This is a genomic window from Amycolatopsis nalaikhensis (assembly GCF_030264295.1).
GTDB classification, from domain to species: Bacteria; Actinomycetota; Actinomycetes; order Mycobacteriales; family Pseudonocardiaceae; genus Amycolatopsis; species Amycolatopsis nalaikhensis.
The window spans coordinates 3,134,948-3,159,205 of record NZ_CP127173.1 but is presented as its reverse complement, the minus strand read 5'-3'; the positions used below and the strand labels follow the sequence as shown (position 1 = coordinate 3,159,205).

At 72.1% G+C, this 24,258-nt stretch carries 27 protein-coding genes and 1 pseudogene; 15 read left to right on the top strand and 13 right to left on the bottom strand.

Annotated elements, in window-relative coordinates:
* The first annotated feature begins 26 nt into the window (after nucleotides 1-26).
* From QP939_RS15625 to QP939_RS15605, 5 genes and pseudogenes are all read left to right on the top strand, one after another.
* Nucleotides 27-1,397, top strand: a complete 1,371-nt coding sequence (locus QP939_RS15625) for a DHA2 family efflux MFS transporter permease subunit (RefSeq protein ID WP_285457499.1) — start codon at nucleotides 27-29, stop codon at nucleotides 1,395-1,397.
* 112 nt (nucleotides 1,398-1,509) lie between these two features.
* Nucleotides 1,510-2,125 (top strand): annotated as a pseudogene (locus QP939_RS15620) (heme-binding beta-barrel domain-containing protein).
* Nucleotides 2,126-2,129: 4 nt separating this feature from the next.
* Nucleotides 2,130-2,726 carry a 5-oxoprolinase subunit B family protein gene (locus QP939_RS15615; RefSeq protein ID WP_285457498.1) on the top strand — a complete coding sequence of 199 codons (597 nt, stop codon included), beginning with the start codon at nucleotides 2,130-2,132 and terminating at the stop codon, nucleotides 2,724-2,726.
* Nucleotides 2,723-3,568: a 5-oxoprolinase subunit C family protein gene (locus QP939_RS15610; protein WP_285457497.1), complete on the top strand. Its 846-nt coding sequence runs from the start codon at nucleotides 2,723-2,725 to the stop codon at nucleotides 3,566-3,568. The genes QP939_RS15615 and QP939_RS15610 overlap by 4 nt, the downstream gene beginning before the upstream one ends.
* Nucleotides 3,569-3,695: 127 nt before the next feature.
* Nucleotides 3,696-4,121: a hypothetical protein gene (locus QP939_RS15605; protein WP_285457496.1), complete on the top strand. Its 426-nt coding sequence runs from the start codon at nucleotides 3,696-3,698 to the stop codon at nucleotides 4,119-4,121.
* On the opposite strand, the gene QP939_RS15600 is transcribed toward QP939_RS15605, so the two are convergent.
* Nucleotides 4,100-4,948: an aminodeoxychorismate lyase gene (locus QP939_RS15600; protein WP_285457494.1), complete on the bottom strand. Its 849-nt coding sequence runs from the start codon at nucleotides 4,946-4,948 to the stop codon at nucleotides 4,100-4,102. The two genes, QP939_RS15605 and QP939_RS15600, sit on opposite strands and share 22 nt — an antisense overlap.
* 31 nt (nucleotides 4,949-4,979) lie before the next feature.
* On the opposite strand from QP939_RS15600, the gene ygfZ reads away from it, so the two are divergent.
* Genes ygfZ through QP939_RS15585 form a run of 3 tightly spaced genes read left to right on the top strand, consistent with a single transcriptional unit; the run spans nucleotide 4,980 to nucleotide 7,652 of the window.
* Entirely contained in the window at nucleotides 4,980-6,110 is a 1,131-nt protein-coding gene (gene ygfZ, locus QP939_RS15595; protein ID WP_285457493.1) for a CAF17-like 4Fe-4S cluster assembly/insertion protein YgfZ, read from the top strand.
* 49 nt (nucleotides 6,111-6,159) lie between these two features.
* On the top strand, nucleotides 6,160-6,723 hold the full coding sequence (locus QP939_RS15590) for an RsiG family protein (RefSeq protein ID WP_285457492.1): 564 nt from the start codon (nucleotides 6,160-6,162) through the stop codon (nucleotides 6,721-6,723).
* Nucleotides 6,720-7,652, top strand: a complete 933-nt coding sequence (locus tag QP939_RS15585; protein ID WP_285457491.1) for an asparaginase — start codon at nucleotides 6,720-6,722, stop codon at nucleotides 7,650-7,652. Before QP939_RS15590 ends, QP939_RS15585 begins: the two co-directional genes overlap by 4 nt.
* Nucleotides 7,653-7,738: 86 nt before the next feature.
* On the opposite strand, the gene QP939_RS15580 is transcribed toward QP939_RS15585, so the two are convergent.
* Nucleotides 7,739-8,635 (bottom strand): DUF8083 family protein, encoded by an 897-nt coding sequence (locus QP939_RS15580; protein WP_285457490.1) that lies wholly within the window; start codon nucleotides 8,633-8,635, stop codon nucleotides 7,739-7,741.
* 207 nt (nucleotides 8,636-8,842) lie between these two features.
* On the opposite strand from QP939_RS15580, the gene QP939_RS15575 reads away from it, so the two are divergent.
* From QP939_RS15575 to QP939_RS15565, 3 genes are all read left to right on the top strand, one after another.
* Nucleotides 8,843-9,034: a DUF3073 domain-containing protein gene (locus QP939_RS15575; RefSeq protein ID WP_285457489.1), complete on the top strand. Its 192-nt coding sequence runs from the start codon at nucleotides 8,843-8,845 to the stop codon at nucleotides 9,032-9,034.
* 106 nt (nucleotides 9,035-9,140) lie between these two features.
* Nucleotides 9,141-9,995, top strand: coding sequence for a 3-hydroxybutyryl-CoA dehydrogenase (locus tag QP939_RS15570; protein WP_285457488.1), 855 nt, complete (start codon nucleotides 9,141-9,143; stop codon nucleotides 9,993-9,995).
* A gap of 72 nt (nucleotides 9,996-10,067) precedes the next feature.
* Nucleotides 10,068-10,961 carry an alpha/beta fold hydrolase gene (locus QP939_RS15565; protein ID WP_285457487.1) on the top strand — a complete coding sequence of 298 codons (894 nt, stop codon included), beginning with the start codon at nucleotides 10,068-10,070 and terminating at the stop codon, nucleotides 10,959-10,961.
* Here QP939_RS15565 and QP939_RS15560 read toward each other — a convergent pair.
* The 4 genes from QP939_RS15560 to QP939_RS15545 form a co-directional block, all read right to left on the bottom strand.
* Nucleotides 10,943-11,761 (bottom strand): ECF transporter S component family protein, encoded by an 819-nt coding sequence (locus QP939_RS15560; protein ID WP_285457486.1) that lies wholly within the window; start codon nucleotides 11,759-11,761, stop codon nucleotides 10,943-10,945. The genes QP939_RS15565 and QP939_RS15560 overlap by 19 nt on opposite strands.
* 61 nt (nucleotides 11,762-11,822) lie before the next feature.
* Nucleotides 11,823-13,421: an ABC transporter ATP-binding protein gene (locus QP939_RS15555; protein ID WP_285457484.1), complete on the bottom strand. Its 1,599-nt coding sequence runs from the start codon at nucleotides 13,419-13,421 to the stop codon at nucleotides 11,823-11,825.
* Nucleotides 13,418-14,479: a CbiQ family ECF transporter T component gene (locus tag QP939_RS15550; RefSeq protein ID WP_285457482.1), complete on the bottom strand. Its 1,062-nt coding sequence runs from the start codon at nucleotides 14,477-14,479 to the stop codon at nucleotides 13,418-13,420. Before QP939_RS15550 ends, QP939_RS15555 begins: the two co-directional genes overlap by 4 nt.
* Nucleotides 14,469-15,089, bottom strand: a complete 621-nt coding sequence (locus QP939_RS15545; protein ID WP_285457481.1) for an SCO2322-related protein — start codon at nucleotides 15,087-15,089, stop codon at nucleotides 14,469-14,471. The genes QP939_RS15550 and QP939_RS15545 overlap by 11 nt, the downstream gene beginning before the upstream one ends.
* 197 nt (nucleotides 15,090-15,286) lie before the next feature.
* Between QP939_RS15545 and QP939_RS15540 the strand changes: the two genes are divergently transcribed.
* The 4 genes from QP939_RS15540 (at nucleotide 15,287) to QP939_RS15525 (ending at nucleotide 18,847) form a co-directional block, all read left to right on the top strand.
* Nucleotides 15,287-16,189, top strand: coding sequence for an IS5 family transposase (locus tag QP939_RS15540; protein ID WP_285449251.1), 903 nt, complete (start codon nucleotides 15,287-15,289; stop codon nucleotides 16,187-16,189).
* A 22-nt stretch (nucleotides 16,190-16,211) separates the two neighbouring features.
* The gene (locus tag QP939_RS15535; protein ID WP_285457480.1) at nucleotides 16,212-17,117 is read left to right on the top strand and encodes a Gfo/Idh/MocA family protein; all 906 of its coding nucleotides are present in this window, start codon (nucleotides 16,212-16,214) and stop codon (nucleotides 17,115-17,117) included.
* Nucleotides 17,118-17,384: 267 nt separating this feature from the next.
* Nucleotides 17,385-18,041, top strand: coding sequence for a VanZ family protein (locus QP939_RS15530; RefSeq protein ID WP_285457479.1), 657 nt, complete (start codon nucleotides 17,385-17,387; stop codon nucleotides 18,039-18,041).
* 158 nt (nucleotides 18,042-18,199) lie between these two features.
* Nucleotides 18,200-18,847 (top strand): GNAT family N-acetyltransferase, encoded by a 648-nt coding sequence (locus tag QP939_RS15525; protein WP_285457478.1) that lies wholly within the window; start codon nucleotides 18,200-18,202, stop codon nucleotides 18,845-18,847.
* On the opposite strand, the gene QP939_RS15520 is transcribed toward QP939_RS15525, so the two are convergent.
* From QP939_RS15520 to QP939_RS15490, 7 genes are all read right to left on the bottom strand, one after another.
* Entirely contained in the window at nucleotides 18,844-19,695 is an 852-nt protein-coding gene (locus tag QP939_RS15520) for a hypothetical protein (RefSeq protein ID WP_285457477.1), read from the bottom strand. The genes QP939_RS15525 and QP939_RS15520 overlap by 4 nt on opposite strands.
* Complete coding sequence (locus QP939_RS15515; protein ID WP_285457476.1) at nucleotides 19,692-20,408, bottom strand: hypothetical protein; 717 nt, start codon at nucleotides 20,406-20,408, stop codon at nucleotides 19,692-19,694. Before QP939_RS15515 ends, QP939_RS15520 begins: the two co-directional genes overlap by 4 nt.
* Nucleotides 20,409-20,488: 80 nt before the next feature.
* Nucleotides 20,489-20,905: an alternative ribosome rescue aminoacyl-tRNA hydrolase ArfB gene (gene arfB, locus QP939_RS15510; protein ID WP_285459758.1), complete on the bottom strand. Its 417-nt coding sequence runs from the start codon at nucleotides 20,903-20,905 to the stop codon at nucleotides 20,489-20,491.
* Nucleotides 20,906-20,925: 20 nt separating this feature from the next.
* The gene (gene purM / locus QP939_RS15505) at nucleotides 20,926-21,996 is read right to left on the bottom strand and encodes a phosphoribosylformylglycinamidine cyclo-ligase (RefSeq protein WP_285457475.1); all 1,071 of its coding nucleotides are present in this window, start codon (nucleotides 21,994-21,996) and stop codon (nucleotides 20,926-20,928) included.
* A 29-nt stretch (nucleotides 21,997-22,025) separates the two neighbouring features.
* Nucleotides 22,026-23,552 carry an amidophosphoribosyltransferase gene (gene purF / locus QP939_RS15500; protein ID WP_285457474.1) on the bottom strand — a complete coding sequence of 509 codons (1,527 nt, stop codon included), beginning with the start codon at nucleotides 23,550-23,552 and terminating at the stop codon, nucleotides 22,026-22,028.
* 117 nt (nucleotides 23,553-23,669) lie between these two features.
* A complete protein-coding gene (locus QP939_RS15495; protein ID WP_285457472.1) occupies nucleotides 23,670-23,975 on the bottom strand; it encodes a hypothetical protein in 306 nt (101 codons plus the stop codon).
* Complete coding sequence (locus QP939_RS15490) at nucleotides 23,962-24,201, bottom strand: DUF397 domain-containing protein (protein ID WP_285457471.1); 240 nt, start codon at nucleotides 24,199-24,201, stop codon at nucleotides 23,962-23,964. The genes QP939_RS15495 and QP939_RS15490 overlap by 14 nt, the downstream gene beginning before the upstream one ends.
* Between the last annotated feature and the right edge of the window lie 57 nt (nucleotides 24,202-24,258).

The window sequence follows — 24,258 nt, the reverse complement described above, 5'->3', positions numbered from 1 at the left end:
CCGGGTTGAGGTCGCAAGCTGTCGAGGTGACCCTTACTTCCTCCCGGACCCGCGCCGGCCTGCTGGCCGCGGTGTTCCTGGGCAGCTTCATGGCCCTGCTCGACGTCAGCGTGGTCAGCGTCGCCCTGCCGACCATGCAGCGGACGCTCGGCGCAAGCTTCAGCGGCCTGCAGTGGATCGTCGACGGCTACACCGTCGCGCTCACCGCCGTGATCCTCACCGGCGGGACGCTCGGCGACCGCTACGGCCGCAAGCGCGGTTACCTGACCGGGCTGACGGTCTTCACGATCGCCTCCGTCGGCTGCGCGCTGGCGCCGACGCTCGAGTGGCTGGTCGCGGCCCGGGTCGTCCAGGGCTTCGCCGCCTCGGCCGTGATCCCCGGCGCTGTGGCGCTGCTCGCGCACGCGTACCCGGAGCCCGGCGCGCGGGCGAAGGTGATGGGCCTGTGGGGGACGGTCGCGGGCTGCGCGCTGGTGCTCGGCCCGCTGCTCGGCGGCCCGCTGACCGACGCGTTCGGCTGGCCCGCGATCTTCCTGGTCAACGTCCCGATCGGGCTCGTCGCCGTGCTCACCGGCCGCCGCGGGATCACCGAGTCGCGCGACCCCGCGCACGGTGCACTGGACCTCACCGGGCAGGTGCTCGGCGCGCTGTGGATCGGCCTGCTCACCTTCGCCGTGATCGAAGCGGGCCGGACCGGGTTCGACACGCTCACCGTGACCACCGGTGTGCTCGGGTTCGCCGCGCTGGCCGCGTTCATCGTGGTCGAGCTGCGGGTGCCGCACCCGATGCTGCCGGTGCGGCTGTTCGCCGGGACCCGGTTCTCGGTCGCCATCTTCGCCGCTTGGAGCCTCGGGTTCGCCGCCTACCCAGCCGTTTTCCTGATCGGCGTCTACCTGCAACAGGCCCGCGGCGCGACGGCGACCGAGGCGGGCGTCCAGATGCTGCCGTACGTGCTGGCGAACGTCGTCGCCGCCTTCGCGGCCGGACGGCTCTCCGCGCGCTTCGGCGCGCACCGGCTGCTGCCCGTGAGCTACTTCGTCGCGTCGGTCGGCTCCTTCGCGTTCCTCGTGTTGGAGGCGGACAGCCCGTACTGGGTGGTCGCGGTGGCCTTCGCGGTCGCCGGCGCCGGAGTCGGGCTGTCCATCACGCCGTCGAACATCGTCGGCCTCGCCGGGCTGCCGGGCCACCGCAGCGGCATCGCGTCGGCCACGGTCAACGCCGCACGCCAGACCGGCACCGCGCTGGGCGTCGCCGCGCTGGGCGCCCTGCTCGCCCGCGGCTCGACGCTGCCCGCCGGGCTGCACCTGGCCATGGGCGTGGCCGGGATCGTCCTGCTGGCGGTGACCGTGCTCACCGCGGCGACCCTGGGCGGGGCCGGACGCCGGACGGCGGACTAAGCTGCCACGCGTGGAAGCCTTGTTTACGACCCTCCTGGTGCTGGCGGGCGTCGCGATCACCTGGTTCGCCGTCTACGTCGTCTACCGGCTGTACGCGGACCAGCGCTGACCCATGACCGCCAGCGGCGACGAAGCCATCGCGGCAGCGGAGAAGCGCGCCGAAAGCACGCGTGCGCGCAACCTCCCGCTGTGGGACGACCTGCCCATCCCCAACGACACCGCGAACCTGCGTGAGGGGCCGAACCTCAACGACGCCTGCCTCGCGCTGCTGCCGCTCGTCGGTGTCTGGCGCGGTGAAGGCGAGGTCGACTACCCGACCATCGACGGCCCGCGCAAGTTCGCGCAGCAGCTGACGATCTCGCACGACGGCCGGCCGTTCCTCGTCCACGAGTCGCGGTCCTGGCTGCTCGACGACGAAGGCAACGTCATCCGCCCCGCCGCCCGCGAGTCCGGGTTCTGGCGGCCGCAGGAGGACGACACGATCGAGCTGCTGCTCACGCACAACACCGGCATTGTCGAGCTGTACTACGGCAAGCCGCGCAACCAGACGTCCTGGGAAGCTCGGCACCGACGCGGTGATCCGCACGGCCACGGCGAAGGACGTCACCGCGGCCCAGCGGCTGTACGGCCTGGTCGAAGGCTCCCTCGGCTACGTCGAGGAACGCGCGATGATGGGCCAGGAAATGCAGCCGCACACCTCCGCGCTGCTGCGCCGCGTCGTCGGCTGACGCCGTGCGCTGGCGGCGCTGCGGGGAGGACGCCGCCCTGCTGGACTGCGACTCGCTCGAGCAGATGCGGGCGGCGCACGCGACCGTCCGCGCGGCCCGCCCCGCCGAGGTCATCGAACTCGTCCCCGGCGCGCGCAGCCTGCTGGTCGTCGGCGGGGTCGCGGCCGTGCGGGCCCTGCTCGACGACGCCGATCTGACCCACCCGCCCGCCGGGGAGCCGCGGGAAGTCACCCTCGACGTCCGCTACGACGGCGAGGACCTCGCCCTCATCGCCGACGACGCCGGCATGTCCACCGACGCCGTCGTCGAGCTGCACACCGAGGCCGTCTACACGGTCGCGTTCACCGGGTTCGCGCCCGGTTTCGGCTACCTGACCGGGCTTCCGTCACCGTTGCGGCAGCCGCGGCTCGAGTCCCCGCGCACCCGCGTCCCGGCCGGGTCGGTCGGTCTCGCGGGCGAGTTCACCGGCGTCTACCCGCGCGAATCCCCGGGTGGCTGGCGGCTGCTCGGGCACACTTCGGCGACGCTGTTCGACCCGCACGCCGACCCGCCCGCGCTGTTCGCGCCCGGCGACCGCGTCCGGTTCCGGAGCGTCCGGTGAGGGCGCTGGAAGTGCTGGACCCGGGCCGGTACGCGCTGGTCGAAGACCTCGGCCGCCCCGGGTACGCCCATCTCGGCGTCGCCCCTTCGGGTGCTTTGGACGCTGCTTCGCTGCGCCTGGCGAACCGCCTGGTCGGCAACGCCGAAACCTGTGCTGGCGTCGAAGCTCTGCTGGGTGGCCTTTCGGTGCGGCTCACGGCGTCGGCGACCGTCGCGGTGAGCGGCCCGGCAGTCGACGTCCGGGTTAACGACCGCGCGTACGGCTCCCACACCCCGGTGCCGGTCCGCGCCGGGCAAACGCTCACCATCGGCACCCCGGCCGCCGGATTGCGCTGCTACCTGGCCGTTTCCGGGGGGATCGCCGTCGAGCCCGTGCTCGGCAGCCGGTCGCGGGACGTCCTGTCCGGGATCGGCCCGTCGCCGCTGGAAGCCGGAACGGTGCTCCCGCTCGGCGAGCCGGGGATCCCGGCGGGCGCGGACGTCGTCGTCCCGGCCGCGGCGCCGGGTGAGCTGGTCGTGCCGGTGACGCTGGGCCCGCGCGACGACTGGTTCGACGACCCGGCTCGCGGGCTTTCGGCCTGGTGGACGGTGACCGCGGAGTCCAACCGCGTCGGCCTGCGCCTCGACGGGACGCCGCTGCGCCGGTCCACCGAAGGCGAGCTGCCGAGCGAAGGCGTCGTCACCGGCGCGATCCAGGTGCCGCCGAGTGGGCTGCCGGTGGTGTTCCTCGCCGACCACCCGACCACCGGCGGCTACCCGGTGGCGGCCGTCGTCCGGGCGAGCGCCCTGAGCGCCCTCGCCCAAGCCCGGCCGGGCACGCGGGTGCGGTTCCGCCCGTCCTGACGCGGAAGCGGCACTTTCACGTGAAAGTGCCGCCTCGGGACCGCCACGCGGGTGAGACCCAGGTCACCCGTGCACCCGTCCGGGTAGGTGCTGGAACCATGTCGCGCCGTCACCCGTCCTGATAGGCGTGGAACAGGTGACGATCAGCGGTGGCACGGGTTTCCTGGACGTGAACACGCGGGTGCGGGCGGAGCTGCCCCAGTCGCTGCGGATCGCCCTCGCCACCGGGCAGCTGCGCCGGCCGCTGGCCACCACGCTCGGGCCGGTGCTCGACCTGCTCGTCGACGGCGACTACCGGGTCAGCGGCCCGGAACGGCTGCCGGACGACCAGGAGCTCACCCCCACCGACACCTGGCCGCCCGCCGACGAAGCCCGCGTCGGCTACTACCGGACCGCCATCCGCACCGGGCACCGGCCGGTCGCCGTGGTGCTGGCCGACGGCGACCGCGAGCTGATCATCGACGGCCACCACAAGATCGCCGCCTACCGCGCGGAAGAGGTCGCGCCCGCCGTCGTCCGGATCCGGCTGGGTCAGGCGTATTCACCCTCGTAGGCCGCCAGTAGCTCGGCGTACACGGCCGACGAGTCGGTCAGCCGCTCGCCGTCGAGGGTGTGCACGCGGGTCAGCTTCCGCACGCTCGAGGCCATGAAGACGCCGTCGCCCTCGACGAGGTCGCGCACGGTCAACGGCTCGACCTTGACCGCCCAGCCCGCCTTTTCGGCGCCGCGGAACAGCGCGGCCTGGGTCGTGCCCGGCAGGATGCCGATGTTCGACGGCGGCGTGTAGAGCGTCCGGCCCTTCGCGAGCACGACGTTCGCCGTCGGCCCTTCCAAGATCGAACCGTCGGTCGCGGTGAAAATCACATCTTCGGCGCCGCGGCGGCGCGCCTCGCGGACTGCGGCCATGTTCATCGCGTACGACAACGGCTTCGCGCCGAGCAGCAGCCAGGGCGCGCGCTCGGCGAGGTCCGGCGCCAGCCCGCGTTCGAGGGTGATCGCGGCGACGCCTTCCGCGCGGGCCTTCAAGGTCGCGGGCGCGACCTCCGAGCCGAGCGCGAAGCCGGTCGGCACGGCGGCCGGGTCGCCGTCGGATCCCCTGGTGTACACCAGTTTCAGCACCATTTCGGGCCCGCCGGTCCACCGTTCGAGCACCAGCGAAACAACGTGTTCCCACGCCACGAGGTCGGGCTCGGGGAGGTCGAGCATGGCCGCCGAACGGGCCAGCCGCTCGAGGTGCGGACGCAGTTCCCGCGGCTTGCCGTCGACGACGAGGACCGTCTCGAAGACGCCGTCGCCGCGCTGCAGCCCGAGGTCGTCGACCTTGATCTGGGGGACGTCGGGGTCGGCCGGGGTTCCGTCGAGGAAGACGAGGACGCGCATATTCACACGGTACTCACCTAGGCTGGGCGGTATGCCGTACCGCTCGCCGCTGCTGGACGTGCCCGGATCCATCGCCGCGCCCGACAACCACCCCGAAGCCGGCGTCCCCTGGCACTGGGGAGATCCCTTCGCGGAGCAGCGCACGGCTTCGCGCGGGGTCGTCGTGGTCGACCGGTCGCACCGGGAGTTCCTCGCCGTCTCCGGCGAAGAGCGGCTCTCGTGGCTGCACCTGGTCATCTCCCAGCACGTGACCGAGCTGGCCGAAGGCTCCGGCACCGAAGCGCTGGTCCTCGACAGCCAGGGCCGCGTCGAAACGCACATGGTGCTGGCGCACCTCGACGGCACCGTCTACCTCGACACGGACCCGGGCACGAGCGTCACCAGCGCGCTGCCCAAGGGCGGCCCGCAGACGCTGCGCGAGTACCTCGAGGCGATGAAGTTCTGGTCCAAGGTGGACATCCGCGACGCGACCGGCGAGCTCGCGCTGCTCACCGTGCTCGGCCCGGACGCCGAGCGCGTGCTGAGCGCGGTCGGCGTCGAGGTCGGCACCGAGCCGTACGCGGTCGCGGCGCTGCCCGGCGGCGGCTTCGCACGGCGGATGCCGTGGCCGGGGCGGTTCAGCGTGGACCTGGCGGTGCCGCGCGACGCGCTCGTCGACTGGTGGAAGAAGCTCACCGACGCGGGCGCGCGGGCGGCGGGCAGCTGGGTGTTCGACGCCCTGCGCGTCGAGTCCGTGCGGCCGCGGCTGGGTGTCGACACCGACGACCGCACGATCCCGCACGAAGTGGGCTGGGTCGGCTCCGCCGCGCACGTCGCGAAGGGCTGTTACCGCGGGCAGGAGACGGTGTCGAAGGTGCACAACGTCGGCCGCCCGCCGCGCAACCTCCTCCTGCTGCACCTCGACGGCTCGCCGGAGGTCACGCCGGAGACCGGCGATCCGGTGCTGCTCGACGGCCGGACGGTCGGCCGGATCGGCACGGTGATCCAGCACCACGAGCTCGGCCCGATCGCGTTGGCGCTGGTCAAACGGTCGACGCCGGTCGGCGCGGAGCTGCTGACCGGCTCCGAGGACAACCTCGTCCAGGCGGCGATCGACCCCGACTCGGTGCCTTCGGAGCAGCCGGCACCGGGCCGTGCGGCGGCGGCGCAACTCCGTGGCTGAACGAAAGCCCCTGACAGCGAGATCACGCCCAACCGGGATAAACTGCGCTGTGATCGAAGTGCGGCCCGGCGGCAGGCGGCGGATCGACCGCGTGCTCGGCCCGGGGTACCTCAGCGGCCTGGGTGAACTGCCGCTGAAGGTGCTGCGCGAGCGGCGCGACGAAGCCGCGCAGGAAGAGACGGACCTGTCCTACCTGCGCCGGTTGCTGCACGCCCGGATCGACATCGTGCGCGCGGAGCAGGCGCGGCGCAGCTCCGGCGGCGAATCCAGCATCGTCGACCAGCTGGCGACGATCCTGGCCGACAACGCGCTGGGCCCGGCGGCGGGCTCGGGACGTCACCAGCAGCTGGAGCCGTCGCGGGCCGGCGAGCACCGGCGGCACGCCGAGGCCCTGATCGGCGACACCGACCTCACCGACGTCGAGTCCCTCTCGGACGAAAAGCTCGCCTCCGCTTTGGACACCTACGCCAGCGAAGAGCTGTCGGTGTCGTCGTTCCGGCGCGAGGTCCAGGCCGTGATGGACACGCTCAACGCGGAGATCGCGCAGCGCTACCAGCAGGGTTCGGCCACAGTGGACGAGCTGCTGGAGAACGAGGGCGGGCGCGGCGAGTGACCAACCCCGTCCTCGCCGAGGTCGTCCGCTCCGGCTTCGTCGAAAGCGTGCACCGCGGCGCGCTGGTGGTGACCGGCCCGGAAGGCGACGCGCGGCTGGCGCTGGGCGACGTCGTCTCGCCGGTGTACCCGCGGTCGTCGAACAAGCCGCTGCAGGCCGTCGGCATGCTGCGGGCGGGCCTGGACTTCGCGGGCGAGGACCTGGCGCTGGCGTGCGCATCGCACTCGGGCGAGCCGCGGCACGTCAAGCACGTCCTGGAGCTGCTGCAGGCGGCCGGGCTGCGCGAGGACGACCTGGCGTGCCCGCCGGACTTCCCGCTGCACGTGCCGAGCATGCGCGACGCGGCCGAGCCGCGCCGGGTGATGATGAACTGCTCCGGCAAGCACACGGCGATGCTGACGACGTGCGTCCGCGCGGGCTGGCCGACGTCCGGCTACGAGTCCCCGGACAACCCGCTGCAGCGGGCGCTCGCGGCCGCCGTGGCGGAGCTGACCGGCGAGCCGATCGCCCACACAGGAGTCGACGGCTGCGGGGCGCCGCTGTTCGCGTTCTCCCTGACGGGGCTGGCGCGGGCGTTCGGGCGCATCGCCCGCGGCGTCGACGCGGAGGCGGAGGCGGTGGCTTCGGCGATGCGGGCGCACCCGTGGCTGGTCGCGGGGACGGGCCGCGAGGACACGGAGCTGATGTCCGCCGTGGACGGTCTGATCGCGAAGGGCGGCGCGGAAGGCGTCCAGGCGTTCGCGCTGCCGGACGGGTTCGCGGTGGCGATCAAGATCGACGACGGCAACAAGCGGGCGTGCGCGCCGCTGGCGGTCGAGGCGCTGCGGTACCTCGGGGTGGACGTGTCCGGGCTCGACGCGCTGGCCCACGGCTCGGTGCTGGGCGGCGGGCGGCCGGTCGGCGAGGTCCGGGTGCCCGAGCTGCGCTGAAGGGTCCTTTCCTCGCATGTCGCGGGAGGAAAGGGCCCTTCAGCGCGTCACATGAGATGAACGTCCCCTTCAGCCCGCCGGGGCGGCTAGTTCGAGCGCTCGCGGGCCGCGAGGTCTCCCCAGAACTCGCGCAGGTCGGAGAACAGCTCGGCCAGCTCCTCGACGTTGCCCGAGCGCAGCGCGTCCAGGATGTCGTGGACCTCGTCGGCCGTGTTGTCGGCTTCCAGGAGCGGGTCGGTGAACAGCTGGACCAGGCCGCCGTAGTCGAGCTCGACCACCGAGTCCGCGTCGAAGTTGTCCAGCCAGCGGCGCGTCTCGAACAGCACGCGGCCCGGGCCGGAGTCGCCGAACGTCTGCTCCAGCAGCTCGCCCGCCTCGCGCGCGCGGTGCTGGGCGTCGGCCAGGGTCGTGCGCCAGGACAGCTCGCGCTTCGGGTCGTCGCGGCCCTTGCCGAGCACCAGCCGCCGCTCGTCCGGCTCGACCAGCACGAACCACGGCAGCGGGACCGTCCAGGTCGTCGACAGCGTGTGCGCCGCCGTCGTGGTCAGGTCCGCCATCGCCGACTTCGTCCTGGCGCGGATCGTCTCCTGCGTGAAGCCGCCTTCGTCGAGGACCACGTTCTTCAGCGCCGGGTGCGCGTCGCCGATGAACGTCACCAGCGCGGCGGCCGAGCGGGCCCGCAGTTCCAGCGGGCACACGAACGGCCCGTGCTCGGCCTTGCCGCCCGGCACCTCCGCCGGGTCGAGCACCAGGACGTCGGTCAGCAGGCTCGGCGCGGGACGGCCGTCGGCGAGCTCAGCGGGCAGCAGCCGCCGGGGTGCCGCGACCTGTGACTTGAGCCACATGGCCTGCTCGCGCGCGCCCGCGTCCGTCCGCCGCAGTTTGGCCGCCGCGACGGCCGCACGCAGCCGTTCGTCCGGCGGGTCGCCCAGGGCGCGCAGGGGTTCGTACACCCGCAGATAGGCCACGAAGGGACGGAGCACGAGTAGATCGTGGCACGCCTACCTGCGCCGATCGCCACCGACCGGCCGGTAACCAGCGTCCGGCGGACACTGTCACCACCAGCACACCGTGCCACGTCGCATCCAACCCCCCGGACACGGTACGGTGTGAGCAGGAAAGAATTGTCGAGACGATGCGGGGCCGCCGATTCCCCCGGCCGCCCCGCCCCTGTGCGAGGGGGTCGAGCCATGGGGCGCGGCCGGGCTAAGGCCAAGCAGACGAAGGTGGCGCGTGAGCTCAAGTACAGCTCGCACGAGACCGACTTCGATGCTTTGCAGCGCGAGCTGTCGAGTAACTCCTCGAATGATCATCACCGCGAGGAGTCCGACAGCCGGTATGAGGACCCGTACGACGACGGGTACGACGAGTACCGTCGTTGAGCACGCGTAACCGCGCGAGGGCGTAGCCGGGAACCCACCCGGCGACCGCCCTCGCGTGCTGCGTGCTGCCCAGAAGTGTGCGGGTTGGCGACGAAGGAGTGAGCCGGTGGTAAGTCGGGTTGGAGTCGTCGGAGCCGGACTCATGGGGTCCGGCATCGCCGAGGTGCACGCGCGGTCCGGGTTGGACGTCGTGGTCACCGAGGTGAACCAGCCGGCGCTCGACGCGGGCAAGGCCCGCATCGAGAAGTCCCTGCAACGCGGCGTCAAGAACGGCAAGCTTTCCGCCGAGGACGCCGACGCGGCGCTGGGCAGGCTCCGCTTCACGACGGACATCGCCGAGTTCGCCGACCGCGAACTGGTCGTCGAGGCGATCCTCGAGCAGGAGCAGGCGAAGGTCGACGTCTTCCGCCAGCTGGACAAGATCGTCGAGGCGGAGGACGCGCTGTTCGCGTCCAACACGTCGTCGATCCCGATCATGAAGCTGGGCATGGCGACGAGCCGTCCGCAGCAGGTGGTCGGCATCCACTTCTTCAACCCGGTGCCGGTGCTGCCGCTGGTGGAGCTGGTGCCCTCGCTGCTGACGAGCGAGGAGACGGCCCGCCGCGCGGAGGAGCACGCGACGACGGCGCTGGGCAAGACGGTCATCCGGTCGCAGGACCGCGCCGGATTCATCGTGAACTCGCTGCTGGTGCCGTACCTGCTGTCGGCGATCCGCATGATCGAGTCGGGCTTCGCGTCCGCGGAGGACATCGACCGCGGCATGGAGCTGGGCACGGCCCACCCGATGGGGCCGCTGCGCCTGTCCGACCTGATCGGGCTGGACACGATCAAGGCGATCGCGGACTCGATGTACGCGGAGTTCAAGGAGCCGCTGTACTCGTCGCCGCCGTTGCTGCTGCGCATGGTGGACGCGGGCCTGCTCGGCAAGAAGACCGGCCGGGGCTTCTACTCCTACAGCTGATCCACTTTTGGTGGTCCGGTCGGCAACTTTGTCGGCTGGGCTGCGGCGGGTCCCGCTTGGTTCAGTGCGGGTATGCCGAAACTCAGCCGCCGTACTGCTTTGCGAGCCGCTTCCGTCGCCGGGCTGCCCGCGCCAGGTCGCCGTCGCGTGCCGACGTTCGTCTTCGCCGCCGGGGCCAACGGCGTCTCGGCCGCGCCCGATGAGCTGATCTTGCGGGGCCACCGCGGAGTCGGCGTGGCCCAGCCGGGTCAGCAGTTCCGGCTCTCCTACCAGGCACCCCAGGACTTGGCGGCGTTCGCTTCGGAGCGGTCGGCGCTGGCCGGGGTGACGGTGGCCGACCAGGTGGCGGCGACGGTGGAGGTGGTCCGCCGCGCGGCGGCGCACGGCCCGGTGGTGCTGGTCGGGGCGAGCATCGGCGGCGCGATGATCAGCCTGGTCGCGGACGCGGTGCCGCAGTTGGTCGACTTGCTCGTGTACGACACGGCGTTCTGCTGCACGGACCTGGCGACCCCGGACGAGTACATGGCCACGCCGGAGGCGGCGACGTCGCGGATCGGGGACCTGCTGGGGTTCGTGGCGGCGGACCCGTCGGTGGTCGGCGCGGTCCGGTTCAACTGGCGCACGGCGGACCGGACGCTCCTCGCGGCGGCGAAGGCGGCGTTCCTGGCCGACGGCACGGACGCGGAGTTCTTCGCGTTCCTGAACGGCATGGCCCCGGACGAGCTGCTCGGCAAGGGAGCCACCCCGTCCCGTGGCGACCGCACCCGCTGGGGCCGGGTGCCGCGGGTGTACGTCCGGCACCTGCGGGACCGGATCGTCCCGCTCGCGCTGCAGGACCGCATGATCCGCGAGGCGGACACGGCGACGCCGGGCAACCGGTTCCGGGTGGTCGACCTCGACACGAGCCACGTCCCGGACGCGGCGAAGCTGGCCGAGCTGGTGGACATCTACGACGCGCTGGTCTGATCCCCGGCCCCGAAGGCGGCCCGCCTCGCGGCCCGCCGAAGGATGGCCAGGACGGCGGGGCCGAGCAGGACGATGGCGACGGCGTTGGTGATCGCGCGGCCGGTGTCCCAGCCGAGGGTCGAGGTCAGGACGGTGAAGACGGCGAACCGGTGGAGGTTCTCGAGCAGGGGCGCGCCGGGGACGAAGCCGAGGCCGTCGCCGGTCCCGGCGAGGAAGGGCCACGACCAGAGGCTCATGAGCAGCCCGAAGAAGTAGGCGGCGAAGACCCCGTACGCGACGAGCATGGCGATCTCCGCCTTACCGCGCGGACGTTTCGGCAGCAGCCCGGCACCGAGTCCGATGAGCGAGGAAGCCAGCATCTGGAACGGCAGCCAAGGGCCGACGCCGGCGGTGAGCAGGGCCGAGGTGAAGAGGGACGTCGAGCCGAGCACGAAGCCGAAGCCGGCGCCGAAAACGCGCCCGGCGAGCACGAGCAGGAAGAAGACGAGTTCGATGCCCCCAGTCCCGGCACCGAGTGGCCGCAGCCCGGCGTTGACGGCGGAGAGAACACCGAGCAGGGCGAGGGCTTTGGCGTCGATGCCGCCCCGGGAGAGTTCGGCGAGCACGACGAGGATGAGGACGGGCAGGGTCGCCATGAAGACGAAGGGGGCATCGGCGGTGTGCCCGGCCCCGCTGGGGGCGGGGTGAGCGAGGAGGGGCCAGCAGAACATGGCCAGGCCGAGGAGGCTGGCGAGGGTGAGGACGAGCGCGGGTTGAAGGGGGACGCGGACCGCGCGCGGCGGAGTGAGGAAGTCGGTCATGCGGCGGCCTCGGAGGTCTGCGTAGGCACTCGCCGCTGAGCGGGCGGGCGCGAGAAATCCCTCATGCCAGCGCCGCCGCTACTTCGTCGACCGTCAGCCATCTCTGGGGCGCCAGGATCTTCGCCACCTGCGGTGCGAACGCCGGGGACGCGACCACGACCTCCTTCGTCGGCCCGTCCGCCACCACCTCGCCCTCCGCCAGCACGACCACCCGATCAGCCACCGTCGCCACGAACTCGACGTCGTGCGTCGCCAGCACCACCGCGCGGCCCTCGGCCGACAACTCCCGCAAGATCGCCGCAAAGCGCCTTTTCGCGTGGTAGTCCAGTCCGCGCGTCGGCTCGTCCAGCAGCACCACCGGGGGCGCCGAGGCCAGCTGCACCGCCAGCACCAACGCCAGCCGCTGGCCCTCGGACAGGTCCCCCGGGTGCACCTCACCCGCAATCCCGGGCGCAAGCCGGTCCAGCAACGCCCGCGCGGTTCCCGGCGGCACCTCCGACTCGGCGTCGGCCTGCGCACACTCGGCGCCGACCGAATCGAGGTACAGCAGATCAGCGGGAGTCTGCGGCACCAGACCCACCCGCTGACGCGCCACCCGCGGCTTCAGCGACGCAGGATCCACCCCACCGACGTCGACCTTCCCCGCCGACCTCGGGCCGCTTCCCTGCACCGCCCACAGGAGCGACGACTTGCCCGAGCCGTTGCGTCCCATCAGCGCCACCACTTCACCCGGCCCGACGCGCAGGTCCACCCCGCGCACCGCCGGGACATCCCCGTAGCGGACCACCACCCCTCTCACGTCCAGTGCCGAACCCGTCACGGAGAAGCTACCTTCTCCCACCGACAATTCCGCGAGCCGCGACCGCAGCGGCCCCGCGACGCGGCGGGCGTCCCGGACCGACAGCGGCAGCGGTGACCAGCCCGCGAGCCGTCCCAGCTCGGCGATCGGCGGGGCGATCGACGACGTCGCGAGGATCTCGGCCGGTGGGCCGGAGCGCACCGAACCGTCGCCCGGCAGGTACAGCAGGCGGTCCGCGTACTGCGCCACCCGCTCCATGCGGTGCTCCGCCACCACCACCGTCGTCCCCAGGTCGTGCACCAGCCGGGTGATCGCCGCCAGCACGTCCTCGGCCGCCGTCGGGTCCAGGGCCGACGTCGGCTCGTCCAGGACCACCACCGACGGGTGGGCCGTCAGCACCGAGCCGATCGCCACCCGTTGCTGCTGGCCGCCCGACAGCGTCCGAAGTGGACGGTTCCGCAGTTCCGCGATGCCCAGCAGGTCCAGGGTTTCCTCGACGCGCTTGCGCATGACGTCCGGTGGTACGGCGAGCTGCTCCATCGCGTACGCGAGCTCTTCCTCGACGGTGTCCGTGACGAACCCGGCCAGCGGGTCCTGCCCGACGACGCCCACCACCGACGCCAGCTCGCGAGGCGGGAAAAGCGCCGTGTCGTGCCCCGAAACGAGCACCCGGCCGGTCAGCCGCCCGCCGGTGAAGTGCGGGACGAGCCCGTTGATCGCACCGAGCAGTGTCGACTTGCCGCTGCCGGTCGGCCCCGCCACCAGGCACAGTTCGCCTTCTTCGACAAGAAGTGAGACATCGGAGAGCACCGGGCGAAGTGCGTCCGGGTAGGTCACCGTGACCCGCGAGAACTCGATCACCGGACGACCTCCGCGGGACGGGGCGCGACGACCGCCGGCAGCACCGCGACCAGCACGGATACCACGTGCACCAACGAAACCTCCGGCCAGCGCAACGGGCTCAGCGACGGGTACAGGTTCCCCGGGTCGACCCGCGCGGACACGAACAGCAGCACGCACGCCCCGACCCCGGCCGCGACGACCAGCGTCTCCCGCCACCGCCACGGGTCCGGCCGGTACGCCGTCCGCCGAACGCGCCGGCCGCCCAGCACGAATCCCACCACGGCCACCGCCAGCCCGGCCGCCAGCAGCGGCACGCCGAGCCACGTCGACGTCCCGTCGAGCACGCCGTAGACGCCGACGCACACGCCGACCAGCCCGCCCAGCACGCACGCGGCGATCACCGCACGCAAGCCTGGGCTCAGGTACCCCCGGCGGCCGTAGCCGCGGGAGTCCATCGCGGCCGCCAGCCGCAGTGACCGGTCCATCGCGTCCTCCAGCACCGGCACCACGATGCCCTTCACCGCCCGCAACCCGCGAGTCCGCCCCGCCCGCAGCCGCCTCGCGCGCCGGACGCGCTGCACGCTCTCGACGAGCTGTGGGGCCACCGTCAACGCGACCGTCACCGCCGTGCCCACTTCATACAACGCTCCCGGGACCGCTTTGAGCAGGCGTTTCGGGTTCGCCAACGCGTTCGCCGCACCGACGCAGACCACCATCGTCGCCAGCCGAAGGCCGTCGTAGAACCCGCCGAGCAACGCCTCCGCCGACGTCGGCCCGAGCAGCGACAGCCCGGCCGTGATCGGGATTCGCGGCAGCGTGAACAGCACGTGCCCGCCGTCTTCGCCGCCGACCAGGATCCGGAACAGCACGCGCGAGGCCACGATCAACGCGCCGACGTACGCGTACAGCCGGAACGCCAGCGCCCAGGGCGCGTCACTGCGCCGGTTCGCGACGACGAACCCGGCGACCGCGATGACCAGGCCCAGCAGCAGCGGGTTCGTCGTCCGGCTGGCCGCCACGGCCAGCGCGAGCGCCCAGGCCCACCAGGCGCCGGGGTGCAGCGCCCTACTGCGCACGCCGCCGTCGCGCGACGACCAGGCCCGCGCCGCCGACGACCACGATCACGACCGCGCCGATGACCAGGCCCCACGGGAACGAGCTGCCTTCCTCGGCGGGCGCCGGGGCCGGGGTGGCCGCCTGCCGCACCGGCGCCACGCGCGGCGGCGTCGGCAGGTCGTTCGCCGACTTCGGCCGCGCGAACGCCCAGCCCTCGAACCCGCCCGGCGCGGGCTTCGCCGTCTGGGCGCCTTCCTGGCTCGACGTCCAGGTCCCGCCCGCGGTCGCGTGCCAGTAGCTCCAGTACGCCGTGGCCGACGGCATCCCCGCGCACGACTCGACGTCGGGGCCGGGCTTGCCGTTGATCCGGCAGGCGACAGCCAGGCCGTACTTCTGCGAACCGGCGACGTCGATCCCGGCCGCCTGCAGGGCCGCGATCCCGTTCGCGGGCGTCCCGGGCGCGCAGCGGACCAGCGGCTGCGGGCCCAGATCGCCGAAGTCGACGACCACCGTGACCCCGGCGCCCTCGGCGCAGGCCCCGTCAGTGCCCTGCGCCGCCGCGGGTGCGGCACCCGTGACGGACGCGGCGAACAGCAGTGCGCAGACGGCGGCGAAGCGGGACGCGATCATGCAGGAACTTTAACCAGGTCGATGCCCGCCGAAGGTGCGGTTCCGGCGCGACGAGCGACACACCTAGAGCCTGTTTTGATGTGCTGACCAGCGGAGTTTCTGGCCGGCGTTGTGGGTGCGGCGTGTCTTGGATCAAATAGACGAGGTCTCCGGTAGACCGATCAACGACCAAGCTGATCAAGAACACCGGAGACCTCGTGCCCAGCGTAGCGGCGGCGGGGCGAGCCGATCTGACTGACGCGCAGTGGGCGATCCTGGAACCGCTGCTGCCCGTCGGTAAGAAGCCCGGCCGCCCGCCACTGTGGAGTAAACGCCAGCTCCTGGACGGCATCCGCTGGCGGGTCCGTGTCGGCTCGCCGTGGCGTGACGTCCCACCCGAGTATGGCTGCTGGCAAACCGTCTATGGCTTGTTCCGGCGCTGGCAGCGCGCCGGTGTGTGGGCGCTGATCCTGGCCGGGTTGCAGACCCGGGCCGACGCCGCCGGGCTGATCACCTGGGACGTGAGCGTGGATTCCACGATCAACCGGGCGCACCAGCACGCAGCAGGTGCCCGCATCGAGTGTGACCTGCAGAAAGAACCGCCAGGCGGTATCGGCGAGCCCGAACCAGCCGACCACGCGCTGGGCCGGTCGCGGGGAGGCTGGACGACCAAGCTGCACCTGGCCACCGAGCAAGGCCAGAAACCACTGTCGTTGCTGGTGACCGCCGGTCAACGCGGTGACTCGCCGCAGTTCGAGGCGGTGCTGGCAAGGGTCCGGGTCGCCCGGATTGGTGGTGGGCGAGCCCGGACCCGGCCGGATCGTGTCCTGGCGGACAAGGCCTACAGTTCCCGCGCCAACCGGGCCTATCTGCGGCGGCGCGGGATCGCGTGCACGATTCCCCAGCCTTCTGATCAGGTCCGGCATCGCCGCAACCGCGGCCGGGCCGGTGGGCGACCACCAGCATTTGACCCAGAGATCTACAAGCAACGGCATGCGGTCGAGTGCGGCATCAACCGGCTCAAACGCAACCGGGCGGTGGCCACACGGTTCGACAAACTCGCAGTCCGCTACGAGGCAACCGTCCACATCGCGGCGATCAACGAGTGGCTACGACATTGAAACAGGCTCTAGACTGCGGGCCGTGGGACAGCTCATCGCGGACGGACAGCTGCGCGTCGGACTGGTCGGCGCCGGCCCGTGGGCGTCGACGATCCACGCGCCCGGCTTGGCGGATCACCCCGGCACCGAGCTGACCGCGGTCTGGGCCCGTCGCCCGGAAGCCGCGCAAACGCTTGCGGAGACGCACTGCGCGGCCGTCGCGGGCACCGTCGAGGAGCTGTTCGAGCAGGTCGACGCGGTCGCGTTCGCCGTTCCGCCGTCGATCCAGGCCGAACTGGGCGTGCGCGCGGCGGAAGCCGGGAAGCATCTGATCCTCGAGAAGCCGATCGCCGCCGACCTCACCGGCGCGCAGCGGCTGGCCGACGCGGTCGCGGCCGCCGACGTCGCCGCGCTCGTGGTGCTGACCTTGCGGTTCTCGGCGCAGACGCAGGAGTGGCTCGCCGGGCTGGCCCAGGCGGGCGGCTGGGCGGGCGGCGGCGCGCGCTGGCTGTCCGGCGCCCTGCTCGGCGGGCAGTACGCGGCTTCGGCGTGGCGCCAGGACGACGGCGGCGCGCTGTTCGACATCGGCCCGCACGCCCTGGACATGCTGGACGCCGCGCTCGGGCCGATCACCGAGGTCGTCGCGGCCCGGCGGAGCCCCGGCGACCTCTGGCACCTGATGCTGGCCCACGACGGTGGCGTGGTCAGCACCGCGACGCTCTCGCTGCGGCTGCCCGTGCAGCCGACCGTCGTCGAGGTCGCCGTCTGGGGCCAGCACGGCTACCGGACGCTCGGCCGCAAACCGGGCACGGCGCAGGAGTCCTACACCGCGCTGCTCGACGACTTCGCGGCGATGATCGCCAGCGGCACCACGACGCACCCCTGCGACGTCCGGCGCGGCCTGCACCTGCAGGCCCTGCTCGAACAGGCCCGCGAGCTGGCGAAGTAGTACACAGGCCCGGCTCCCGGGTTTGCGTTGTGAAGTAAGGGTTCTTCACGAAGTCCCCGAATCCATCCACAGGGTTGTCCACAACCTCCACTGTGGACAGTGCGCCCTCGCACCGAACCACGGAAAGCCCCGGCGCGCCACCGGAAAGATCACCGAATAGTGCGGCCCGCTCGGACTGCCGAGTCGATCTTGTGATGCGAAGGTGATCTTGGGAGGGCTGGACTCATCGCGCACCGAAGATCTTGAGGGGTTCGAGAAGGGAGGCGCATGGAAGCCCTGCTGCGCGCCTTCTGGGGGATGATTCCGGTTTCGGCCATCGCGCTGCCGTACGCGCTGCTCGGGTGGCCTCTGCTCGCGGCTCGCCGCCGCCGAAGACTCCCGGCTCGCTACGCGACCGCGACGGCGGGCGTCGACAGCGCCGCCCTCCTCGTCGCCTTCCTGGTGTTCTGCCTGGTCACCATGCCCGTCGGCGGCTCTTCGGAGAGCACGCTCGACCTCGTGCCCGGCGCCGACATCACCGCGGCCCTCCGCGACGACGGCTCGCTCTGGCAGGTGATCGGCAACGTCCTCCTGCTCTGCCCGCTCGGCGCCCTGCTGCCGATCCGGATGCGCCGCCTGCGCACGCTGATGCGCGTCGCGCTGGCCGCGTTGGTCGCGTCCGTGCTGGTGGAAGGTACGCAATATCTGATCCACACCGGCCGGGTGACGTCGACCGACGACGTCCTGCTGAACACGACGGGCGCGATCCTCGGCGCGGCGCTGAGCCGCCGCGGCTGGCGCTCGCTCGACGTCCCGCCGCCGGTGCCGGTGGTGATCCCGGCGCAACGCCGCACCGTCTGCGAGGCCCCGACGCTCACCCTGCGGGTCCCGAGGTCGGTGTGGGACACGCGTTACGCCGCCATCGCGCACCCCGAGCGGCAGTAATCCGGTTGCGGCTCGTGCGAAACTGACCGCGGAGAGTCCCTTCGAGCCGAGGAACGACCACCATTCAGGCTTATGTCCGCAAGACCGCGCCGCGCGGCCGGGAGACCGAGCAGATCGGCCCGTTCCTCGCCACCTACTCGCCGGACACGGCGCACCCGATGCTCAACTACGCGATCCCGGACGACGGCGCCAAGCCGACGCCGGCCGAGATCGACGCGCTGACCGAGGCGTACCGGCGGCGGGGCCTGCTCCCGCGGCTCGAGTACTTCACCGACGTCGCCCCCGACCTGGAGCAGTTGCTCGTCGAGGCCGGATACGAGCTGGAGCGGCGGGTGCCGCTGATGACCTGCGCGCCGGACGACCGCGTCGACCACGCGGTTCCCGCGGGGATCAGGCTGCGCACCCCGGAGTCCGGCGAGGACATCCGGCGCATGCGGTCGGTGCAGAACGTCGCGTTCGGCGAATCACCGGAGGTCGCCGACGAAGAGGTCGAACGCCTCCAAGCCGGTCTGCGGGCCGGGGTGCGGCACCTGCTGGCCGAGGACGTCGAGACCGGCGAGGTGGTCGGCGGCGGGCTCGCGCTCGAGGTCGTCGACGGCACCACCGAGATCGCCGGGATCGCCGTGCACGAGGCTTACCGGGGACGCGGGATCGCCGCGGCCCTCACCGCGCACCTCACCCGCGAAACCCACGAAGCGGGCGCGCACACCGCGTTCCTCACCCCCGGTGACCTGCGGATCGGCAACGTCTACGTCCGCGTCGGCTACCGGCCGGCCGGGGAGTGCGTGCACCTGTCGCTGGGCTAGCCCGGGACGAACAGGATCCGGACCGAGCCGTCGTAGGGCACGACGATCGTGCCCGAGCGGCCGTTGCGTTCGGCGGTGACGAGCAGCAGCTTCCCGCCCGCCTCGGTGAGCACGTGCAGCCCGCGGTACCGGTAGCGGAACTTGCGGTCGTCCGCGCCCGGGAGCAGCCGTTCCTGCATGCCCGGCAGGCTCAGCTGGAGCGGCTCTTCGGTGTCGACGACGACCGCCGGGCGTTCCTCGGCGATCCGCGCGCCCACGGTCTCGGCGATGCCCCGGCCGTACGCGGCCGCGAAGCTGTTCGTCGCCCAGAAGACGCCGAGGAGCGCGATAAGGACCAGGCAGGCGACCACCACCCGGCCGGGACCGCGGTCTTCCCGGCCGTGGACCGCCCGCCACAGCCACACCCCGATCGCCACCAGCGGCAGGCCGAACCCGAGCGCGATGGGCGTGACGCCGGGGAACTCGTCCTGGGACACCGCCGGCCACAGCACGCCCACGACACCGCGGGCGAACAGGAGCACCCCCAGGGGCACGAGCACGACCGCGACCGCCCGCAACGTCCGTGCCCAGTCTCCCCGGGCGAGGGCCCGCCGGAGCCCGCGGACGACGAGGTGGACGGCGAGCACGAGCACGACGAGGCCGACGAGTGGCGCGTAGAGCGCTTCGGCGCCGTGCAGCACGACGTCGGTCGTCGAGAGGTCGAGCGCGGTGAGGTCCACCCCGAAGTAGAGGTACCGCGCGTAGGTCGCGACGTAGCCGAAGTAGAACAGCAGGGCCGCGGCGACGCTGCTCGGCGCCGCGATGGACGCGAACTGGGAGAGCCGCTGCAGCCACGGCTGGTCGCTCACGACGTCGGCGTCGTCGTGGTCGCGGTGTCCGAGGTGGACTCGGGCGGGTTCGACGTCGTGACCTCGTCGAAGTTCCGGTCCCGCACGGTCACCGTCTCGTCGGCGGTCCACTGGACGGTGGCGGGGAATTCCGTCAGCGAGCCGCACGGCCGTTCCCGCGCGGACCGGCAGGTCGCCCGGAAGGTCAGGCGCAGGACGACCCGGTGCTCCGCCGCGTGGATCGGGTCGACGCGCAGCGCGAGCAGGCACCCGCGGCCCGCGAGATCCGGATCCGGTTGCAGGGTGCGGCCTGCGCAGCCGTGGTCGGCCGGCCGGTCGTCGTACCCTTGCAGCTCGCACTCGTGCCAGTTGGCGTCCAGGTGGACGAGGGTGCCGACGATCCGCGCGTCGGTGACCGTGACCGGGATGTCGGCGCCGGTGTTGTGCCGCTCGGTGCACCCGTACGACGTCGAATCCGCGTAGATGGTCGGCCACGGCGTGCGCGGGTTGCGGTTTTCGGCGTTGGGGCCGCCGATCTTGATGACCCGGCCGCCGGATGAACCACCCGTGGTCGCGCCGGTGGTCGGGCCCGTGGTTTCGGTCAGCGGTGTGGTGTAGGACGTCGGGTCGAGCGTCGGCCCGCCGTCGCCGTCATTGCCTGCGTTGTCCTGGCTCCCGCACCCGGCCGCCAGCACGACGGCCGCCAGCGCCGCGATCGCTTTTGTCCTGTTCATCGCTCCTCCCGTATGAGATGAGTCGGGGAGAAGACGCGAACGTACTCGGCTGAACGGGTGAAATCCCTGCGCTGATCAGGTCAGTCGTCGAAGCGGCCGGAGCGGCCGCGCTTGACGTCACTCCGGCGCTTCTTCGACGCGAGCCGGCGTTCCTTCGAGCCGCGGGACGGCTTCGTCGGACGTCGCTTGGCGGGTGGCGGGGCCGACGCGTCGAGCAGCAGGTTCGCCAGGCGACCCCGCGCCGCCTCGCGGTTCTGCAGCTGGGAGCGGTGTTCGCTGGCCGCGATCGTCAGGACGCCGTCGACCAGCCGGGACCCGAGCGCGGCCAGCACGCGGTCACGCAGGTGCTCCGGGATCGACGGCGACGACGCGACGTCGAACGACAGCTCCACCCGCGAGTCCGTGGTGTTGACGCCCTGGCCACCGGGGCCGGACGAGCGCGAGAAGCGTTCGCTGAGCTCGGCTTCCGGGACCACGAACCGGGAGCCGACCACCACGTCCCCGGTGGCCGCCACCGTCAGAACCGCGGGTGGTCGCCCGAGAGGAGCGCGCGCGGGCCGTCGACGTCGTCGGCGGGCTGGACGTCGCCCAGCACCCACGCCGGGACGTGCCGCGCGGTCAGCATGGCCAGCGCGCGGTCGACGTCTTCGGCGCCGACGATCGCGACCATGCCGACGCCCATGTTGAACGTCTTCTCCAGCTCGGCGCGCTCGACCTTGCCGCGCTGGCCGATCAGGGCGAACACCGCGGGCGGCGTCCAGGTGCCGCGGTCGAGCCGGGCGACCAGGCCGCGCGGCATGACACGGGCGAGGTTGGCCTCCAGGCCACCGCCGGTGATGTGCGCGAACGTCCGGACCTCGGTCTCGGCGGCGAGCGCCAGGCAGTCCTTCGCGTAGATCCGCGTCGGCTCCAGCATCTCCTCGCCGAGGGTGCGGCCGAACTCCTCGACGTGGCCGCCGAGCGGCATCCGGGCGATGTCCAGCAGCACGTGCCGGGCCAGCGAGTAGCCGTTCGAGTGCAGGCCGGACGAGCCGAGCGCCAGCACGACGTCGCCCGGGCGGACCTTCTCCGGCGAGAGCAGCTGCGACGCCTCGACGACGCCGACGCCGGTGGCCGACATGTCGTAGTCGTGCTCGCCCATCAGGCCCGGGTGCTCCGCGGTCTCGCCGCCGAGCAGCGCGCAGCCGGCCTGGACGCAGCCCTCGGCGATGCCGCCGACCAGCGCGGCGATCTTCTCCGGGTGCACCTTGCCGACGGCGATGTAGTCCTGCAGGAACAGCGGCTCGGCGCCGGTCACGACCAGGTCGTCGACGACCATCGCGACCAGGTCGATGCCGACGGTGTCGTGCTTGTCGAGGGCCTGCGCGACGGCGATCTTGGTGCCGACGCCGTCGGTCGACGACGCGAGCACCGGCTCCTTCCACTTGTCGAGCTTCAGGGAGAAGAGCCCGGCGAAGCCGCCGACGCCGCCCATGACCTCGGGGCGCGTGGCCCGCTCGGCGTGCGGCTTGAGCAGCTCGACGGCTTGGTCGCCGGCGTCGATGCTGACGCCGGCGGCGGCGTACGTGGCGCTCGTGGACTCGCTCACGGTGGACGGACTCCCTACTGGAAGGACTGCTAGGGACGCCGGACGGCGTCCTCGGCACCGTACCCGGCGGGGCTGACCGGGGTTGCCGCGCCATTGACCGCGTCGAGGCTTTCGAGCAGGTGCTTCCCGATCAGCGCGTCCTCCGGGAGCGGGATCGGGTACTCGCCGGAGAAGCACGCCGTGCACAGCCGCGACTTCGGCTGTTCCGCCGCCGCGACCAGGCCGTCCAGGGAAATGTAGCCCAGTGAGTCGGCTCCGATCGAGCGCCGGATGCCGTCGAGGTCGACGCCGTTCGCGACCAGCTCGGCCCGCGAGGCGAAGTCGATGCCGTAGAAGCACGGCCAGCGCACGGGCGGTGACGCGATCCGGACGTGCACCTCGAGCGCGCCGGCCTCCCGCAGCATCCGGACGAGCGCGCGCTGGGTGTTGCCGCGGACGATCGAGTCGTCCACGACGACCAGGCGCTTGCCGCGGATGACGTCGCGCAGCGGGTTCAGCTTGAGCCGGATGCCGAGCTGGCGGATGGTCTGGGACGGCTGGATGAAGGTGCGCCCGACGTAGGCGTTCTTCACCAGGCCGGTGCCGTAGGGGATGCCGGAGCCCTGCGCGTACCCGATCGCGGCCGGCGTACCCGACTCGGGAACGGGCATCACGAGGTCGGCCTCGACCGGCTGCTCCTTGGCCAGGCGGCGGCCGATCTCGACGCGGGTGGCGTGCACGCCGCGGCCGGCGATCGTGGTGTCGGGGCGGGCGAGGTAGACGTACTCGAAGACGCAGCCCTTGGGATCGGGGTTCGCGAACCGCGAGGAGCGCAGGCCCTCGGCGTCGATCGCGATCAGCTCGCCGGGCTCGACCTCGCGGACGAACGACGCGCCGACGATGTCGAGGCCCGCCGTCTCGCTCGAGACGACCCAGCCGCGCTCGAGCCGTCCGAGCACCAGCGGGTGGACGCCGTGCGGGTCACGCGCCGCGTACAGCGTGTTCTCGTCGGAGAACACCAGGCAGAAGGCGCCCTTCAGGGTGGGCAGCAGCTCCATGGCCGCGGCCTCGATGCCCTTGTCGGCGGCGTTCGCGGCGAGCAGGCCGCAGATCAGGTCGGAGTCGCTGGACGAGCCGGTGAGGCCCGCGTGCGGCTTGAGCCCCGCCTCGATGGTGCGTTCGCGCAGCTCGGCGGTGTTGACGAGGTTGCCGTTGTGCGCGAAGGAAAGGCCGCTACCGGTCTCCGTGGTGCGGAAGATCGGCTGGGCGTTCTCCCAGATGGTCGCGCCGGTGGTCGAGTACCGGCAGTGCCCGACGGCGATGTGGCCCTGCAGCGACTGCAGGATCTGCTCGTCGAACACCTGGCTCACCAGGCCGAGGTCCTTGAAGACCACGATCTGCGAACCGTCGGAGACGGAGATGCCGGCGGCCTCCTGGCCCCGGTGCTGCAGGGCGTAGAGCCCGTAGTAGGTCAGCTTCGCGACTTCTTCCCCGGGAGCCCAGACGCCGAAGACGCCACACTCCTCGCGGGGTTCCGGTTCGGGCTGGTCGGACACGAGCTGCGGGTCGGAAACCACCGAGGAGCTCCTGGGAAGACGTGGTCAGGCCGATTTCAGTGTAGACGGTGCGGACATGAGTCAGGCCCCGCCCGACGTGGTACTGACCACTTCGGACAGGGCCTGAAGCCTTGTTGTCTAGCAAGCATCCGGCAACGCGAGGATCTCCGTGAGCACCTGTGCGCCTTCGCCACGGCGGCGCCACAGCCACCGCTCCGGCTCGAAGATGTTCTCTTCGGTGCCGGGCATCCGGGTCGCTACCACGTCGTCCTCGGCATTGAGCCGGACCACGTCCACCACGTCGTCGTGCACCCGCACACCGACGACGGCGAGGACTTCGCCGCTTTCGTCGGCGGGGTGGACGAACTGGTAGCCGCGAGCCACCAGCTCCTGCAGTCCGGTTTCGATGTCGAAGACGGGGGCGACGGCCTCAGCCGAGGACATCGTCGAACTCACCGTCCTTCGCACCCGCCAGGAACGCCGCCATCTCCGCGCGCGTGTAGACGAGCGCCGGGCCGGTCGGGAACCGCGAGTTGCGCATCGCGATCTCGCCGGTGGACAGCGGCGCGACCTCGACGCAGTTGCCGACAGCACCGCTGTAGCTGGCCTTGCGCCACTCGGCACCGGACAGCCGATCGGCCGGGATGCCGTTCTCGAATCGCTCTGCCATGGTCCCACCTCTCGATGCGGAAAACCTTCCGGGGCAATGCAGATGCATGTGCATTTG

Excerpts from the sequence above, each read along its gene's own strand:
- QP939_RS15525 (WP_285457478.1), top strand. The coding sequence starts at position 18,200 with ATGCTCAACTACGCGATCCCGGACGACGGCGCCAAGCCGACGCCGGCC.
- QP939_RS15560 (WP_285457486.1), bottom strand. The coding sequence starts at position 11,761 with ATGACCGACTTCCTCACTCCGCCGCGCGCGGTCCGCGTCCCCCTTCAA.
- QP939_RS15490 (WP_285457471.1), bottom strand. The coding sequence starts at position 24,201 with ATGGCAGAGCGATTCGAGAACGGCATCCCGGCCGATCGGCTGTCCGGT.
- QP939_RS15530 (WP_285457479.1), top strand. The coding sequence starts at position 17,385 with ATGGAAGCCCTGCTGCGCGCCTTCTGGGGGATGATTCCGGTTTCGGCC.
- QP939_RS15565 (WP_285457487.1), top strand. The coding sequence starts at position 10,068 with ATGCCGAAACTCAGCCGCCGTACTGCTTTGCGAGCCGCTTCCGTCGCC.
- ygfZ (WP_285457493.1), top strand. The coding sequence starts at position 4,980 with ATGCCGTACCGCTCGCCGCTGCTGGACGTGCCCGGATCCATCGCCGCG.
- QP939_RS15545 (WP_285457481.1), bottom strand. The coding sequence starts at position 15,089 with ATGATCGCGTCCCGCTTCGCCGCCGTCTGCGCACTGCTGTTCGCCGCG.
- QP939_RS15600 (WP_285457494.1), bottom strand. The coding sequence starts at position 4,948 with ATGCGCGTCCTCGTCTTCCTCGACGGAACCCCGGCCGACCCCGACGTC.
- QP939_RS15515 (WP_285457476.1), bottom strand. The coding sequence starts at position 20,408 with ATGAACAGGACAAAAGCGATCGCGGCGCTGGCGGCCGTCGTGCTGGCG.
- QP939_RS15575 (WP_285457489.1), top strand. The coding sequence starts at position 8,843 with ATGGGGCGCGGCCGGGCTAAGGCCAAGCAGACGAAGGTGGCGCGTGAG.
- QP939_RS15495 (WP_285457472.1), bottom strand. The coding sequence starts at position 23,975 with ATGTCCTCGGCTGAGGCCGTCGCCCCCGTCTTCGACATCGAAACCGGA.